Annotated in this window: 13 protein-coding genes; 10 read left to right on the top strand and 3 right to left on the bottom strand. The window is 54.3% G+C overall.

Going from position 1 to position 13,703, the window contains the following annotated elements; all coding sequences use genetic code 11:
• Positions 1–6: 6 nt before the first annotated feature.
• Together ACMGG9_RS14860 and ACMGG9_RS14855 are read right to left on the bottom strand one after the other, a co-directional pair.
• Positions 7–660, bottom strand: coding sequence for a 3-oxoacid CoA-transferase subunit B (locus ACMGG9_RS14860; RefSeq protein ID WP_147879973.1), 654 nt, complete (start codon positions 658–660; stop codon positions 7–9).
• An 11-nt stretch (positions 661–671) separates the two neighbouring features.
• Positions 672–1,361, bottom strand: a complete 690-nt coding sequence (locus ACMGG9_RS14855) for a 3-oxoacid CoA-transferase subunit A (RefSeq protein WP_033651809.1) — start codon at positions 1,359–1,361, stop codon at positions 672–674.
• A 189-nt stretch (positions 1,362–1,550) separates the two neighbouring features.
• Here ACMGG9_RS14855 and ACMGG9_RS14850 point away from each other — a divergent pair, with 189 nt between their 5' ends.
• From ACMGG9_RS14850 to ACMGG9_RS14840, 3 genes are all read left to right on the top strand, one after another.
• Positions 1,551–2,363, top strand: coding sequence for an IclR family transcriptional regulator C-terminal domain-containing protein (locus tag ACMGG9_RS14850; protein WP_033643667.1), 813 nt, complete (start codon positions 1,551–1,553; stop codon positions 2,361–2,363).
• Between the two features lie 127 nt (positions 2,364–2,490).
• Positions 2,491–3,123 carry a helix-turn-helix domain-containing protein gene (locus ACMGG9_RS14845; protein ID WP_033643666.1) on the top strand — a complete coding sequence of 211 codons (633 nt, stop codon included), beginning with the start codon at positions 2,491–2,493 and terminating at the stop codon, positions 3,121–3,123.
• 283 nt (positions 3,124–3,406) lie between these two features.
• The gene (locus ACMGG9_RS14840) at positions 3,407–4,369 is read left to right on the top strand and encodes a hypothetical protein (protein ID WP_147879975.1); all 963 of its coding nucleotides are present in this window, start codon (positions 3,407–3,409) and stop codon (positions 4,367–4,369) included.
• A 48-nt stretch (positions 4,370–4,417) separates the two neighbouring features.
• On the opposite strand, the gene ACMGG9_RS14835 is transcribed toward ACMGG9_RS14840, so the two are convergent.
• Positions 4,418–4,852: a DoxX family protein gene (locus tag ACMGG9_RS14835; protein ID WP_033651807.1), complete on the bottom strand. Its 435-nt coding sequence runs from the start codon at positions 4,850–4,852 to the stop codon at positions 4,418–4,420.
• A 1,609-nt stretch (positions 4,853–6,461) separates the two neighbouring features.
• On the opposite strand from ACMGG9_RS14835, the gene ACMGG9_RS14830 reads away from it, so the two are divergent.
• From ACMGG9_RS14830 to tssG, 7 genes are all read left to right on the top strand, one after another.
• Entirely contained in the window at positions 6,462–7,427 is a 966-nt protein-coding gene (locus ACMGG9_RS14830; RefSeq protein WP_033643664.1) for an ImpA family type VI secretion system protein, read from the top strand.
• A 24-nt stretch (positions 7,428–7,451) separates the two neighbouring features.
• Positions 7,452–8,009 carry a type VI secretion system contractile sheath small subunit gene (gene tssB, locus ACMGG9_RS14825; RefSeq protein WP_033643663.1) on the top strand — a complete coding sequence of 186 codons (558 nt, stop codon included), beginning with the start codon at positions 7,452–7,454 and terminating at the stop codon, positions 8,007–8,009.
• Positions 8,006–9,532, top strand: a complete 1,527-nt coding sequence (tssC, locus tag ACMGG9_RS14820; protein ID WP_033643662.1) for a type VI secretion system contractile sheath large subunit — start codon at positions 8,006–8,008, stop codon at positions 9,530–9,532. The genes tssB and tssC overlap by 4 nt, the downstream gene beginning before the upstream one ends.
• Positions 9,533–9,763: 231 nt before the next feature.
• Positions 9,764–10,288, top strand: coding sequence for an Hcp family type VI secretion system effector (locus ACMGG9_RS14815; protein ID WP_004935369.1), 525 nt, complete (start codon positions 9,764–9,766; stop codon positions 10,286–10,288).
• A gap of 81 nt (positions 10,289–10,369) precedes the next feature.
• Entirely contained in the window at positions 10,370–10,816 is a 447-nt protein-coding gene (locus ACMGG9_RS14810; RefSeq protein ID WP_015378391.1) for a type VI secretion system baseplate subunit TssE, read from the top strand.
• 11 nt (positions 10,817–10,827) lie between these two features.
• Positions 10,828–12,669 (top strand): type VI secretion system baseplate subunit TssF, encoded by a 1,842-nt coding sequence (gene tssF, locus ACMGG9_RS14805; RefSeq protein ID WP_414161520.1) that lies wholly within the window; start codon positions 10,828–10,830, stop codon positions 12,667–12,669.
• Positions 12,662–13,690, top strand: a complete 1,029-nt coding sequence (gene tssG / locus ACMGG9_RS14800; RefSeq protein WP_046687388.1) for a type VI secretion system baseplate subunit TssG — start codon at positions 12,662–12,664, stop codon at positions 13,688–13,690. The genes tssF and tssG overlap by 8 nt, the downstream gene beginning before the upstream one ends.
• Positions 13,691–13,703: the final 13 nt, after the last annotated feature.

Below are 13,703 nucleotides of genomic sequence, written 5' to 3'. Positions count from 1 at the left end.
ATTTCCTCAAGCGGGGATCAAGTCAGATTGCAGTAAACGTATCGGGGTTAACGCTTGCAGCGCGTCAAAGGTGAGCCCCGGACACAGCTCCAGCACCTGCGGGCCGTCCGAGGTGATATCAATGATTGCCATATCCGAATAAATGCGGCTGACGCAGGCCAATCCGGTCAACGGGTAGCTGCACTGTTCCACCAGCTTGCATTCGCCGGTCTTGGTCAGGTAGTCCATCATCACATAGACTTTGCGCGCGCCGATGGCCAGATCCATGGCGCCGCCCACCGCCGGGATCGCGTCTTCGGCGCCGGTGCTCCAGTTGGCCAGATCGCCGGCAGCCGAGACCTGATATGCCCCCATCACGCAGATATCGAGGTGGCCGCCGCGCATCATGGTAAAAGAGTCGGCGTGATGGAAATAACTGCCGCCGGGCAGCAAGGTCACCCGTTCTTTACCGGCGTTGATGAGTTCCGGATCTTCTTCGCCCGGCGCGGGTGACGGCCCCATGCCGAGCAGGCCGTTTTCGCTGTGCAGAATCACCTCTTTGTCGGCGGGCAGGTAGTTAGCGATGCGGGTCGGCAGCCCAATCCCGAGGTTGACGTAGGCGCCTTCCGGAATATCGCGCGCTACCCGTTGGGCTAATTGGTCGCGGGTTAATTTTTGCATGTTATGACTCCTCAGGCAGAGAGGGAAAAGGTCGCGGGGTGCGCCACCGCCACCAGGCGCTGGACGAAGATGCCCGGCGTTATCACGTTTTCCGGATCCAGTGCGCCAAGCGGCACCAATTCAGCGACCTGCGCTATCGTCGTGGCGGCGGCCATCGCCATCACCGGGCCAAAATTACGCGCCGCTTTGCGGTAAACCAGATTGCCCCAGCGGTCACCCCGATGGGCCTTTATCAAGGCGAAATCCGCCTTTAAGGGCGTTTCAAATACGTAATGCCGTCCGTCGATTTCACGCGTTTCTTTGCCTTGCGCCAGCGGCGTGCCAAAGGCGGTTGGGGTGAAAATGCCGCCCAACCCGCTGCCGGCGGCCTGCATGCGGGCGGCAAGGTTGCCCTGAGGCACCAGTTCCAGTTCGATCGCGCCGCGGCGATAGAGGTCGTCAAAGACCCACGAATCGGCCTGGCGCGGGAAGGAACAAATCATCTTTCGCACACAGCCGGTCTTGAGCAGCGCCGCGAGGCCGCTGTCGCCGTTGCCGGCGTTATTGCTGATTACCGTCAGCTCGCGGGCACCGTGTTCAATCAGCGCATCGATCAGTTCCAGCGGCTGTCCCGCGGGGCCAAAGCCGCCAATCATGATGCTCGCGCCGTCCGGAATGATGGACACGGCGTCTTCCAGGGTGGCCACACTTTTATCGATCATCTGTTGTTCCTTTCATTCGGCGCCCGCCGGGGGAGTGTTTATCGTCAATGGGAAAAGTAGATCGTCCCTTTCAGGCAAACAATACCGATTATCGAAAAAGTGTGCGATTATCGGCTATTCTTTGAGAGGCATTCGCAGGTTGTGATCGTCGGCACACCGATATTTCAGGCAGACAGCGGGGTAACGAGAATGGAAAAAGAACAGGAAATTACGCGCAGCAGCACCGATCCCTGGAAGGGGGATCCCGACTTTATGGCCTCTTTGGCGCGAGGATTGGAGGTCCTGCAGGCTTTTACGCCGCAGCGGCGGCTGATGTCGGTGTCGCAGATTAGCCAGCGTACCGGCATTCCGCGCGCGGCGGTGCGCCGCTGCCTTTACACCCTGAGTAAGCTGGGCTTTGTGTACGCGGAAGACGGCAAGAATTATGAGCTGCGCCCGCGCGTCTTGTCGCTGGGTCACAACTGGCTGGGGGCTTCGCCGTTGGCCAACGCCGCGCAGCCGGTGTTGAGGCAACTCAGCCAGACGCTCAATGAGTCCTGTTCCATGGCCATATTGGACGGCGATGACATTCTTTATATCGCCCGCGCATCAACTTCGCGGATCATGACCATCGATTTGCACGTCGGCAGTCGCTTACCCGCCAGCACGACGTCGATGGGGCGGGTGCTGCTCAGCGGGCTGGCCAGTGAGACGTTGAATGACTATTTGGCGCGATTGACTCAGCTGCGTTACACCAGCCATACCCTGGTGAGCGTCAGCGCATTGCGGGAAGAGCTGGCGCGCGTGCGTCAGCAGGGATATGCCATCAACGATCAGGAACTGGAGATTGGCCTGCGTTCACTGGCGGTGCCGCTCACCACGCCGGACGGCCGCATCGCCGCGGCATTGAACGTCGGCGTGCATGCCGGTCAGGTTTCCGCAGAGCGTTTGCACCAGCACCACCTGCCTTTGTTGCGCTCGGCCGCCGAAGAGATATCGCTGCTGTTGCACGACTCGCCTTGAGCGAGCACGCAGGGGGCGTATGCGCCCGATTTTTTCCGCGTCTTGCGGCGTGATGCGGTGTTGTATTGTGGGCCGCGGGTAAGGTAATTTGCTGAGGGCATGATGACTGACGCGGGGGCCAACGGACATGAACGAAAGAATCGACTACCACATCGAGAAATACCATTTCGCGCCGCTGGATGAAGCCCCGCGGCTTGCGCGCCAGTGGAGCGAGGTGTTGAACGAGTGTCGCCAGACGCAGGCGGGCGCGGAAGAGCGCCTGCGCATTGCGTTGCTCAACGTGGACTATGTGACCAGTTTCGAATTGCCGTTTCGCTTATTGCTGGTGCGGGCGCCGCAGCTGATTGCCGGCCTGCGCGATGAGCTGTCGATCAGTCAAAAAAATGTGGTGTTCAACGGCAAGCGCTTTGGCTGCGTTTACAGCCTGAAGAGCGATTTAAGCGACGTGCCCGAGGCCTTCCAATACGGTCTGTCGACCCGCATTCACCGAACCTCGGCGTCGGGCGTGGACGCGCTGCCTTACCGGGAAATCGCCAAGGCGCTCAAGGCGCCGCGTGAGCGGCTTAAGCTGGCGCTGGAGCAGGGGCTGCGCGTCACGGCGCTGGACGGACTGTTCTGGTTCGGCATACAGCGCATCGCCGCCGAAGTGCGCAGGCTAAGAAAAACCGGCATGACGATCGTGACGGCGGAAACGGAGATTTTCGACACCCTGACCGGCACGACGCGCAAGGTACCGGTTTACCGGCTGGCCGATCGTTAATGGCCGATGACTGGCGATTCATTATGCTGGTTTAAACCTGATTTCCGGCGGGGACAGTCTGACCCCGCGGTGGCTTCCTCTTTTTCTACCCTCATTTCCTCGTCGCTCGATAAGAAAATAGGCGCGATTTCTTCTCAAACCCTCCTCACCGTTCGATCGGCTGCAGCACAACGCAAACGGCGGGCCGTCGTCGATGGCGGGTGTCACGATAGCGTCTCCGGTTGATGGCACCGTTTGCTGTCCACCGTTGGCTTACAACGATGAAGATTTGAAGGAGAAGAGCATGTTGAAACGTTTTGCGTTGCTGTGCGGGTGCCTGTTCGGTGCCCATGCGCTGGCGGCCGGCCCCAACGCCAATATCAAGCATTACGGCTATGACTGGCTGGATTTTTATGAAACCGCCACGCCGTCTTTCAGCGCTACAGAGGCGCTCAAGGCCATTTCCGGCACCGGTTTCAGTATGACCAATCTGAACGTGGTGCACACCCTGGAAAGCCTCAATCTGCCCGTTTGCGCCGAGGGAACATGCGCCGTGAACATACAGGCCGGCTCGGGGGCGCTCTCGGGATCGCCGTTTATCGATATATGCTCTGGCGCGGACTCGAACAGCAGTTGTCAGGCCGCAGGTTCCTGGAATGCGATCTGGACGGTGGTGAAGAAGATCGCCGCCGCTAAATATAAACCCGGCGCTATTTATTTTATCGATGAGCCGTTCGATGTTCCGGCCTTACAGACGGCGGGAAAATATGACGCTTACCAATATTCCAGCTATGTTTGCACCCTGCGTCAGGCTATGCAGCAGTATGGGATCGCGATCCCCATTTACACCATTTTATCCTACCGGCATGCCAATAACGCCGAATTGATCCGTGAAATGCAGCAGGGTGCACCCGCGACCGCGTGTCCGAGCAATGTAAAAAGCACGCTCGACTGGGTTGGCGTGGACAACTACAACTGGTCGGTGGCGGATATGTGGAGCACATACAATCGTCTGGCGCCGATGAGCTCTGCCGGGCAGAAGTGGGTGTTGGTGCCGCCTTCGACGGCATCGTTAGGAATGAATGATCAGCAGTTGCATGCGCAAATTCAATTGTATTGGGATTTTATTAACCAATATCCCAATGCACCTGTGGTTTACATCATGAACTGGCGGTTTGATCGCGAGGTCACCGAGAACCGTGCGGCCTACCCTCAATCGACCGCCTTATTGTCTTTCATGGCTAACACGTTGCTCGGCAAACCTTAAAGCCTAAAAAAGGAGGTTCGACGGGAACCTCCTTATTGATAGCGTGGTTTATCGATAGGCTTCATTGCGCGCGATGGCATACTTCCCGCTGCCCAGCAGCAGTATGGCGACCCCACCCATAAAGAACACCAGTTCGTTTTCAATGCCCCAGGCGCCGACGTCGGTGACGGTGAAGACCTTGCCGGTGCCCACCATCAAAAACGCCACCACCAGCGTGAGGGCGTAAACCCCTGCGGCGGGGCGGGTGAACAGCCCCAAAACGATCAGTATCGGCGCCAGGATCTCCCCAATATATACGCCATAGGCGATGAAGGCGGGCAGCCCTTGTTGTTGTAACGCATCGGCGATCCAGCCGACGCCATGCTGAACTTTCGCGACGCCGTGAAACAGCATCAGCCCGCCGAAGGTTAGCCTGAGCGCCAATTTGCCTGCGTCCGGGTGGTCAAAAAAGCGAGTGAATGCCGCATTGAGTGACTTAACCATGGCTTTTTCTCCTGAATAGGAATGATTTTCAATCAATATATCAGTCGGATGAATGCGAAAGCTGTTCTGGATCAGGAAAACGGCGGGCTTGGCGTTAAATCGCCGGACGAGGCCGGCGATGCGGCCTGATTTTTAGGCGGAATAACCTGTGCGCACGGGCCGAACCGGGGATGAGAAAAGTCATCGGCAGGGTTGGCCCATCGCGTAGCCCATCTCTTTTCTGTATGTGTTGGCTACCTGATTTGCTTTTTCATCAATGATTGTCAAAGGACAGGCAACGTAAAGATTCATAAGGTTTTTTTGCAGCAATGAAAAGGTGCGCGTTTTCGCTTTAATAACCCAATAGAGTTACCTTTATTTTTATTTTGAACCGCTAAATCATTAACGCTTTTTTTCGGCCTTTTTATTGGGAATTATCTTGCTTATTTTGCCTTGCGAAAGTTGATCCTGTGGGACGCACGGCCAGTGGCGGGTTTTATTTTTATAGATTTTCTTATTTTTTGATGACAATTCAATGCCGAAGAGAATGAGTGAGATTGACTGAGGGGGTTATGAGTGGGTGTAAATTTCCATGAACTATTTTTCCTGGCGTAAAAGTAATCGATTCAGCGCTGTTTTAAGTTGTTGAATTGTTTGTTTTATGTATATTGATTTGTTATTTTTTTATTAAAAAAATAATATTTTTTCTTGATATTGGGTTTGCCTTTGCTAGTATCAAATTAGTGGTCTTATCAGTTAGGGAAACATTTCTTGTATATGGAACAGATCGCTGGTCTTAACACGGTTACTGTCGTTGCAGCGCTTACGTGGTTATTTTGCGGTTATAGTAAATGATATCTCTAATGCCACTTTAGTCTGCGAGACCCTTTACCGCAGTGGTGCTTTTGCCGCGGTAAGACGTATGAGAACACACATGAAGGGGAATTGAATCTTAAATTATTCTGATCATTACCCTGAGTTAACTATAAAAGAACGATACTTTATCCACCAGGCTGTTTGTGTACCAATAGGTATTCGGTGCACCACGGCGGAATGTTAATCTGTGCTTTAGCTTTAAAATTAATAATCAAAACTCTCGCCAAATTGTTTATTTTCACACCAGGTTTCGCATGTGTAAGTACTGAGTGCTGGAAATGAAAGTCACACTGCCATCGTCTTCTATTGATCATTGCGTGCTACCCGCTTGCAAGAAACGACTGGCTGTCATGGTTTTATGAAAAAATTTCACTATTTACTGTGGTTATCATTTGCTAATTAAATTATTTGTATCCAGTGGTATTACTGGAATTATCCTACCAAGGATGAAACGTTGTTTTTAGGGCAGTTTTTGATTTTTTTCCTATTCTTAGCTTGCATAATTATTGTTTACAATTTATTGATTTTAAAAGGAAAAAATAAATATGTAAATGTAAAATAGTTTAAACCGATCACTGTGATTCTATTGATAGTTTTAATCTATTATTGTTGTTAATATTAATACATCTAAACAATTTGCGAGCTTGGTGACGACTAACTTACGCTAAAAGGACTCTGGGAAAGACTGGCGAACGTAAAAGCCCGCTTTATTAGGCTTTATGTTTCTAGTGCTGATTGAAAAGGATATCAGGCCATGAATGAAGTCATCTCAACGGAAGTGAATGGCGTCGAATTTGATCCACGATACAGTGAAATTGAATTCACGCTTTCAGAATATGACAGCCAAACCGATCCGCTTAATGCCGTAGACAATGCGCGTGATATCAATTGGCACGCCATTCGCGAGCAGTCTGCCGCGTTGCTGGAACAGTGCTTCGATTTACATGTCGTGCTGTGGTTTATGCGCGCCAATCTTCATATCGACGGTTTTTCGGCCTTCTACCAGGGCATTAAGGATATTGACGCCAAATATGCCGAGGAGGGCGCCACCATTTTCCCTCAGGCGGATATGGAACCCTCATCGGACAGCTTTCATGCGGCCGCATTAGGGTGGCTCGCCACATCGTCCTGTCTGCACGAAATCAAGAACAGCAAGATTTTTCCCGACACGCCGTTAACCACCGACGAGCTGCTGAATATGCGGCTTGACGAGCAGGAAGGCAAAAGCCTGCATTTTTCGGAGGTGGTAAAGGTGCTGGGGCAAGCCGACAGTTATTTTGCCGGCAGAAATCTGCCTTCGCTGAAAGAGCAATTGGCGCTGGAAATCGATGCGCTGGAGCGCGTCGAGAATTACGCCAATCTGCAGGCCGAAGATTATCGTTTGGACTGCCGGCAGGTGCGCGACTATTTGAAACAGTTCAACCGCCAGCTGGCTTCACTGGAACAGCAGGAATTGCCGGCTGAACGGGATGACGCGGAGATTGACTCGCCGGATGCTGACGCGCCTGTCGCCATGCCCGGCAAATATATCCGTTCCCGGCAGGATGTCATCTTGCTGTTGGATCAGGTTTTGGACTATTTCCAAAACTATGAGCCCAGCCATCCGGCCCCCATTCTTATTCGACGTTCACAAAAAATGATCGGTATGGACTTCGCGACGATTGTTGAGGAGCTTTTGCCGGAATCTCTGGCCTCGTTAAATCAATTGTCCGGGAAGTAATTTTTATCACAAAGGAGTTTTCCAATGGCTAAGGACTCAAGCTCTCAGAAATTTATCGGTAAAAATAACGCGCCGCGCGTGCAAATTGAATATGACGTAGAGCTTTACGGTTCACAAAAGAAAGTGGAGTTGCCCTTTGTTACGGGGGTCATGTCCGATCTCTCTGGGCATCGGAAAAAGCCTTTGCTGCCGATCGAAGAGCGGAAATTCCTGACCTTTGATCAGGACAACTTCAACGATCGTATGCGCGCCATCAAGCCTCGTCTGCAATTTTACGTAGAGAACACCCTGAGCGAAGACGATGCGTTGCTGGACGTGGAATTGGAGTTTGAATCGATGGATGACTTCACGCCTGGCGCCATCGCCAAACGGGTTCCGCAGATGCAACGCCTGCTTGAAGCCCGGGAACATCTCACGGAGCTGATCACCTATATGGATGGTAAATCCAGCGCGGAAGAAGTGGTGAAGAATCTGCTGGAGAAACCCGATTTTCTGCATCGTTTGGTGACGGATGCGCGTAAAACGGTCGCGGATGCGGAACAGGATGTGCAGGATTCCGGCAATAAAGGAGATGAGGAATGAGAGCGAGGCAACGACGCTATTCGGCTAAGCAGCAGGCTACGGCAGTCGCTGAAGTTGAAACGCAGGAAACGGAAAATGAGCTTGACGGTTTGCTCAAGCGTTCATTCCGGCCCAGAACGAACGAGGCTTCGGAAGCGGTTCGTCGGGCTATCGGCACGCTGTCCGAATATGCCAATAAAGGCAAGGTCAAGGTCAGTCAGGATGTCGTATTGACCATTGAATCGTTGATTGCCCAGATCGACGAACAGCTTTCGCAACAGATGAACAATATCTTGCACCACAAGGAGTTCCAGAAGCTGGAGTCCGCCTGGCAAGGTCTGAGTTATCTGGTCGATAACACCAACGTCAGCGAAACGCTCAAGATCCGGGTGTTGAACATCAGTCAGGATGAGCTGACGCGCAATTTGCGCCGCTATCGGGGCTCCGCCTGGGATCAAAGCCCGGTGTTCAAACAGATTTACGAACAGGAATATGGTCAGTTCGGCGGCGAGCCGTTCGGTTGCATCATCGGCGATTTTGAATTCGATCACAGCCCGATGAGCGTTACGCTGCTGACCGAGTTGGCGAAAATTTCCGCGGCGTCGCACTGTCCGTTCATTTCCGCCGCGTCGCCGTCGCTGCTGCAGATGAGCAAGTGGAACGAACTGGGCAACCCGCGGGATATCGGCAAGATTTTCACCACGCCGGAATATGCGTCCTGGCGCCGCCTGCGCGAAAGCAACGACTCGCGTTACCTGGTGTTGACGATGCCGCGTTTCCTGTCGCGTTTGCCTTATGGGGCGAAAACCAACCCGATCGAAGAGTTCGCTTTCGAGGAGTCCGTCAGGCCGGATGTGGATGATGATTTTTCCTGGGCCAACTCGGCGTATGCGATGGGCGTCAACATCAACCGCGCGTTCCATGAGTACGGCTGGTGTTCGAAGATTCGCGGCATCGAATCCGGCGGCTCGGTGGAAGAACTGCCCGCCTACGCGTTTCCTTCCGATGAGGGCGGATATGAACTGACGTGCCCGACGGAAGTGGCCATTTCCGATCGGCGCGAGCAAGAGCTTTCCGACGCCGGGTTCTTGCCCCTGGTCTATCGCAAGCATTCCGATTTCGCCGCTTTTATCGGTTCTTGCACCATGCACGCGCCGGCGAAATACGAGGATCCCGACGCGACGGCCAACGCCAAGCTGTCTTCGCGCTTGCCTTATATTTTCGCCACGTGCCGATTCGCGCACTATTTGAAATGCATCGTGCGCGACAAAATCGGTTCTTTTCGGTCCAGGGACGATATGCAGCTGTGGCTGAATGACTGGCTGATGAACTACGTCGATGGCGATCCTTCCGTATCGACCGAGGCGACCAAGGCGCGTCGTCCATTAGCCGCCGCCGAGGTGCGCGTTGAGGATGTAGAAGACGATCCGGGTTATTACCGCGCGCATTTCTATTTGCGCCCGCATTACCAGTTGGAAGGCATGACCGTGTCCTTGCGACTTGTATCAAAACTTCCGTCAGCCAAAAAAGATGGGAGCAGATAAGTTACGGCTGGTCATTGGTTTGGATATTGCCGACGTTAATTATTAAATGGCGTTGGTGGGAATTGATATTTCATTGAAATTTAGTGGCGCTGTTTTTTACGCTATTGCTATTTATTAATGGCTAATGGGTTCTCATTGTCGCTATTTCAATGATCGCGTAGGCAATATAACGACTTATCTGAATAGACTTTTCAATTAACGAAGTAGACCTATCAGTCAAGGAGACAAAAAATGAGCACGAAAGCTTTAGTAGACTATTTTTTGAAAATTGAGGGTGTTGATGGTGAATCACCCGACCAAACCTACCCTGGCTGGATTCAGCTGCAAGCCTGGCAATGGGCGGAAGAAAACGCCGGCCGTTGGGGGTTCGGGAGCGGCGGCGGTTCAGGCAAAGTCGAGATGAAAGACTTTGAGTTTCGCATGGTGAGCAATAAGGCTTCGCCGAAACTGTTCCTGATGTGCGCCACCGGCGAGCATATTCCTCAGGCAAAACTTGTTTGCCGTAAATCAGGCCAGGGTCAGCAAGACTTCATTGCCGTGACCTTCAGCAACTGCCTGGTTTCCTCATTCAAGACCGTGGGTAATATGCCGCTGAATTCCACCATCGGTACTGAAATCGATACCGTGCTGCCAACCGACGTTATCAAGCTGAATTTCGCACGTATCGAAGTTGAGTACAAAGAGCAAAACAATGATGGCTCCATGGGTGCGGTAATTAAGACGGGGTATGACCTCAAGCTTAATGCCCGTATCTGATCATTGATGTCACAACACTAATTGCAGGCTGTCTGCCCGCAGCGATTGCGGGCAGACATAAGCCTTATCGCGAGGTGTTAAATGAAAGCGTCATTGCCCATGCTATTCGATAAGCTCAGCGTGAGACATCAAAGCGCCAGCGCCGATAATTGGCGGCGTGTTTTGGTGCGTGATATCGAATTTTTACTGAATGACGCATCGCGCAGCGCTGATTTGAAACTTCATGATTATGCGCACAGCGAAAGTTCGGTATTGAATTATGGCCTGCCGTCGCTGAGCCAACGCATACCGATTAATACCGATCCGTTAACGCTGGCGAGACATATACAAAGAATCATTACTTCGTTTGAGCCGCGTCTGGATCCGAAAACGATTCGTGTGGTGCCTGTAGTGAATGAACGCCAATCGTATGTGCTGGCGATTTTATTCGATATTTATGGCACCTGCTCATTACCGGGTGACGAAATGCTGGTTAATTTGCGCATCGCTCTTGATTATTCCTGTGGCGCCGTACACGTATTTGATTAATAGGGGTGACTATGTTCAGTGAGCGCTTTCTCCAATTATATAATGATGAGCTGCGTTATTTTCGCGAGGCCGGTCGTCAGTTCGCCTCTTCTCATCCCCAGGTCGCCCAGCATTTAGGCATGCATATCGACGGCGTGCTGGATCCTTTCGTTGAGCGTCTGTTGGAGGGCTCCGCGTTCCTTTGCACCCGCATCCAGGAAAAGCTGAACAATGAGCAGCCGGAATTTGCCCTGCAAATGCTCTCACGCCTGGCGCCGCTGTGGTATACGCCGGTTCCCGCGATCGCTACCGTCGCGATTAAGCCCGATCTCTCTTTTCCCCAGTGGCACAGCCAGGTTGACCTGCCGCGCGGGAGCCGCATGACCCTCAACGATATCTCGCTGAACAACAAACCCGCCACGTTCACCACGGCGCGGCATATTAAAGTGCAGCCCGTTGAGATTTCACTGGCGGAATGTGAGATTTTGCCGCCGCACCATTTGCCTGACGGCGCCGCCAGACACATGCAGGATTGCTCGGCCTACGTCAGGATATGCCTGACGACGCACGGCGTGCTTCCCGTCTCGGAGCTGGATCTCGAGCCGCTGCACCTGACGCTGGCGGAAGATACGGTGCGGGCCAATCAACTGCTGGCCGCGTTGCTTAATCGCACCTTGCGCATCGTGCTATGGGCGAAAAGCGACGACCGGCCAATCGTCAAAGTCTTGCAGCCGGACAGCTTGCGCCTGGGCGGCGTCAGCGATGAAGAAGCCTTGTTGCCCACCGTGGTGGGGGAACTGCCCGGCAACCGGCTGATGCGCGAATACTTCGCCGCGCCAAGCCGCTTCTTCAGCCTGGAGCTGCATGGCGTGCAGGATTTTCTGCGCCAATGTGAACGCGTTCACGAGTTCGAGATCTTGTTCGCGCTGGAGCAACGCCCACTCACTCTGATCGGTCGCGTCAACGCCAGGGATTTTCATCTTTTCGCGACCCCGGTCATCAACCTGTATCGCCGCCATTGCTCGCCGGTGCTGCTGACGGATGAGCGCACGGAGCACCAGCTGGTGGTCGATCGTTTGAACACCTCGCTGTATGAGATACACAGCGTAAAACAAGTGAAAGGCATGCTGCCCGACGGCAACCCGGTGATTTTCTCTTCGCTGCAGGCCGACGTGCGGTACGACTGCGAGCGGGAGCCGGCCGGTTATACGCTGCACCGTCGCCGGGAGCCGTCGCCCTCCAAGTACAATAATCCGCACCTGCCCAACGAAGATACCTTCATCGCCATCTCGCCGGGCAAAAGCGGCATCGACATCGACGACATCACGTCGCTCAGCGTCGAGGCGCTGGTATGCGAACGGCATCTGGTGCCGGCGCACCTTCAGCAGCCGCATTTCCAGCTGGAAACGGCGATGCCGATCCACCAGGTGGAGATCGTCCGCTACCCGAGCAACCCGGTCGCGGTGCCGAACATCAGCCAGGCGTGGCAGGCGATCCAGATGCTGGCCTCCAATCCTTTGCGCCATGCGCGCCCCGACGTTCAGGATTGTTCGGCGCTGTTGCGCGACTGGCTGTCGTTGTTCTGCCATCAGGATGACTCCAGCCAACGCAAGCGCATCGCCAGCATCAAAAACGCCTGGGTGGAGCACCACTTCGAACGCAATCAGGGGCCGGGGCCGCTGGCCTGGATCCGCGGAGCCGAGATCGCCGTCAACTTAAGCGCCAACCATCATGCCGACCACGGCGCCTATCTGTTCGGCAAAATATTGCACCACGCGTTGAGCCAATACGGCGACCTGAACCAAACGTTAAGCATGAAGCTGTTGCTGGATGGGGAAACCCACGCCGACTGGGGGGCGCTCTACTATGGCTGATATGTCGTTGATGCGTGAAACGGCGCTCTCGTTGGAGCCGGCGCCGACGCCGGGGGCGCAAAGCGAAAGCGCGGGCCAGGCCGAAATCCGCGGGCTGTCCAATCGACAGGATTTTTTCGAGCTGCTGCGGCGTATCGAACGCGCGCAGCCGGATGCGCCGCGGCTCGGCGTCTCCAACGATCGCAGCCGCGAAAGGCTCTGCATTACCCAGCCGGCGGATATGGCGTTCGCTTCGCGTGAAATCGCCTCTATCGTGCAGCGCCCTAAGCAAGTGCTGATTCAGGCGCGGCATTTCGGCATGTTCGCCCCCTACGGCCCGCTGCCGATCCATGTGACAGAGCACGCGCGCACCGAAGTCATCGCCAGACGCAACCAGGCGTTCCAGCAGTTCGTCGGCATCGTCAGCCAGCGCTTCGCCGTATTGCACTACCGGGCCTGGGCGCAGCTGAAGGCGATGATCGGCCATGAGCATGACGATGATAAAAACCCGTTCTTGCGCCATTTGCGCCAGACGGTGGGCGTCGATACGGCGCTGACGGTGAACCCGCATATCCAGCGCCTGCGCGAGGCGTACCCCGGCACTTATCTGCCCGGTCGCCGCTCGCTGCGGCAACTCAACAAGATGTTGGCGGCCTATTTCGCCGTTCCCATCACGATTACGCCGCGCTACGCCAAATGGATCGACGACGGCAAGCAAAGCGGCAGCCAAAAGCTGGGCAAGTTGGGCAGCACGCGCATCGGCAGCCGCTTTTTCGATGCCCAGTACGGCGCGCATATTCAGATCGGCCCGCTGGGGGCCCCGCAGTATCAGCAGTATCAGCGCGGCAGCCGGCGGCTGCAGGCGCTGGTGAGCATCTGTCATGACTTTACGAGCCATCAGCTGATGCTGGATGTCAGCCTGCTGATTGCCACGGAGCCGGGCATGGCGGCGCAGCTGGGCGGTAAGTCGCTGAGTAAAGACAGCTGGCTGAAACCTAAGACAGGGACGTTTAGGCAGCTGGTTTATCAATCAACAACTTAATATAAGGAAATTT

It is taken from the genome of Serratia sp. BNK-10 (assembly GCF_047456065.1).
GTDB lineage: Bacteria > Pseudomonadota > Gammaproteobacteria > Enterobacterales > Enterobacteriaceae > Serratia > Serratia ureilytica.
Note: the sequence above shows the minus strand (reverse complement) of the source record. Positions and strands in the feature narration are given on the sequence as shown.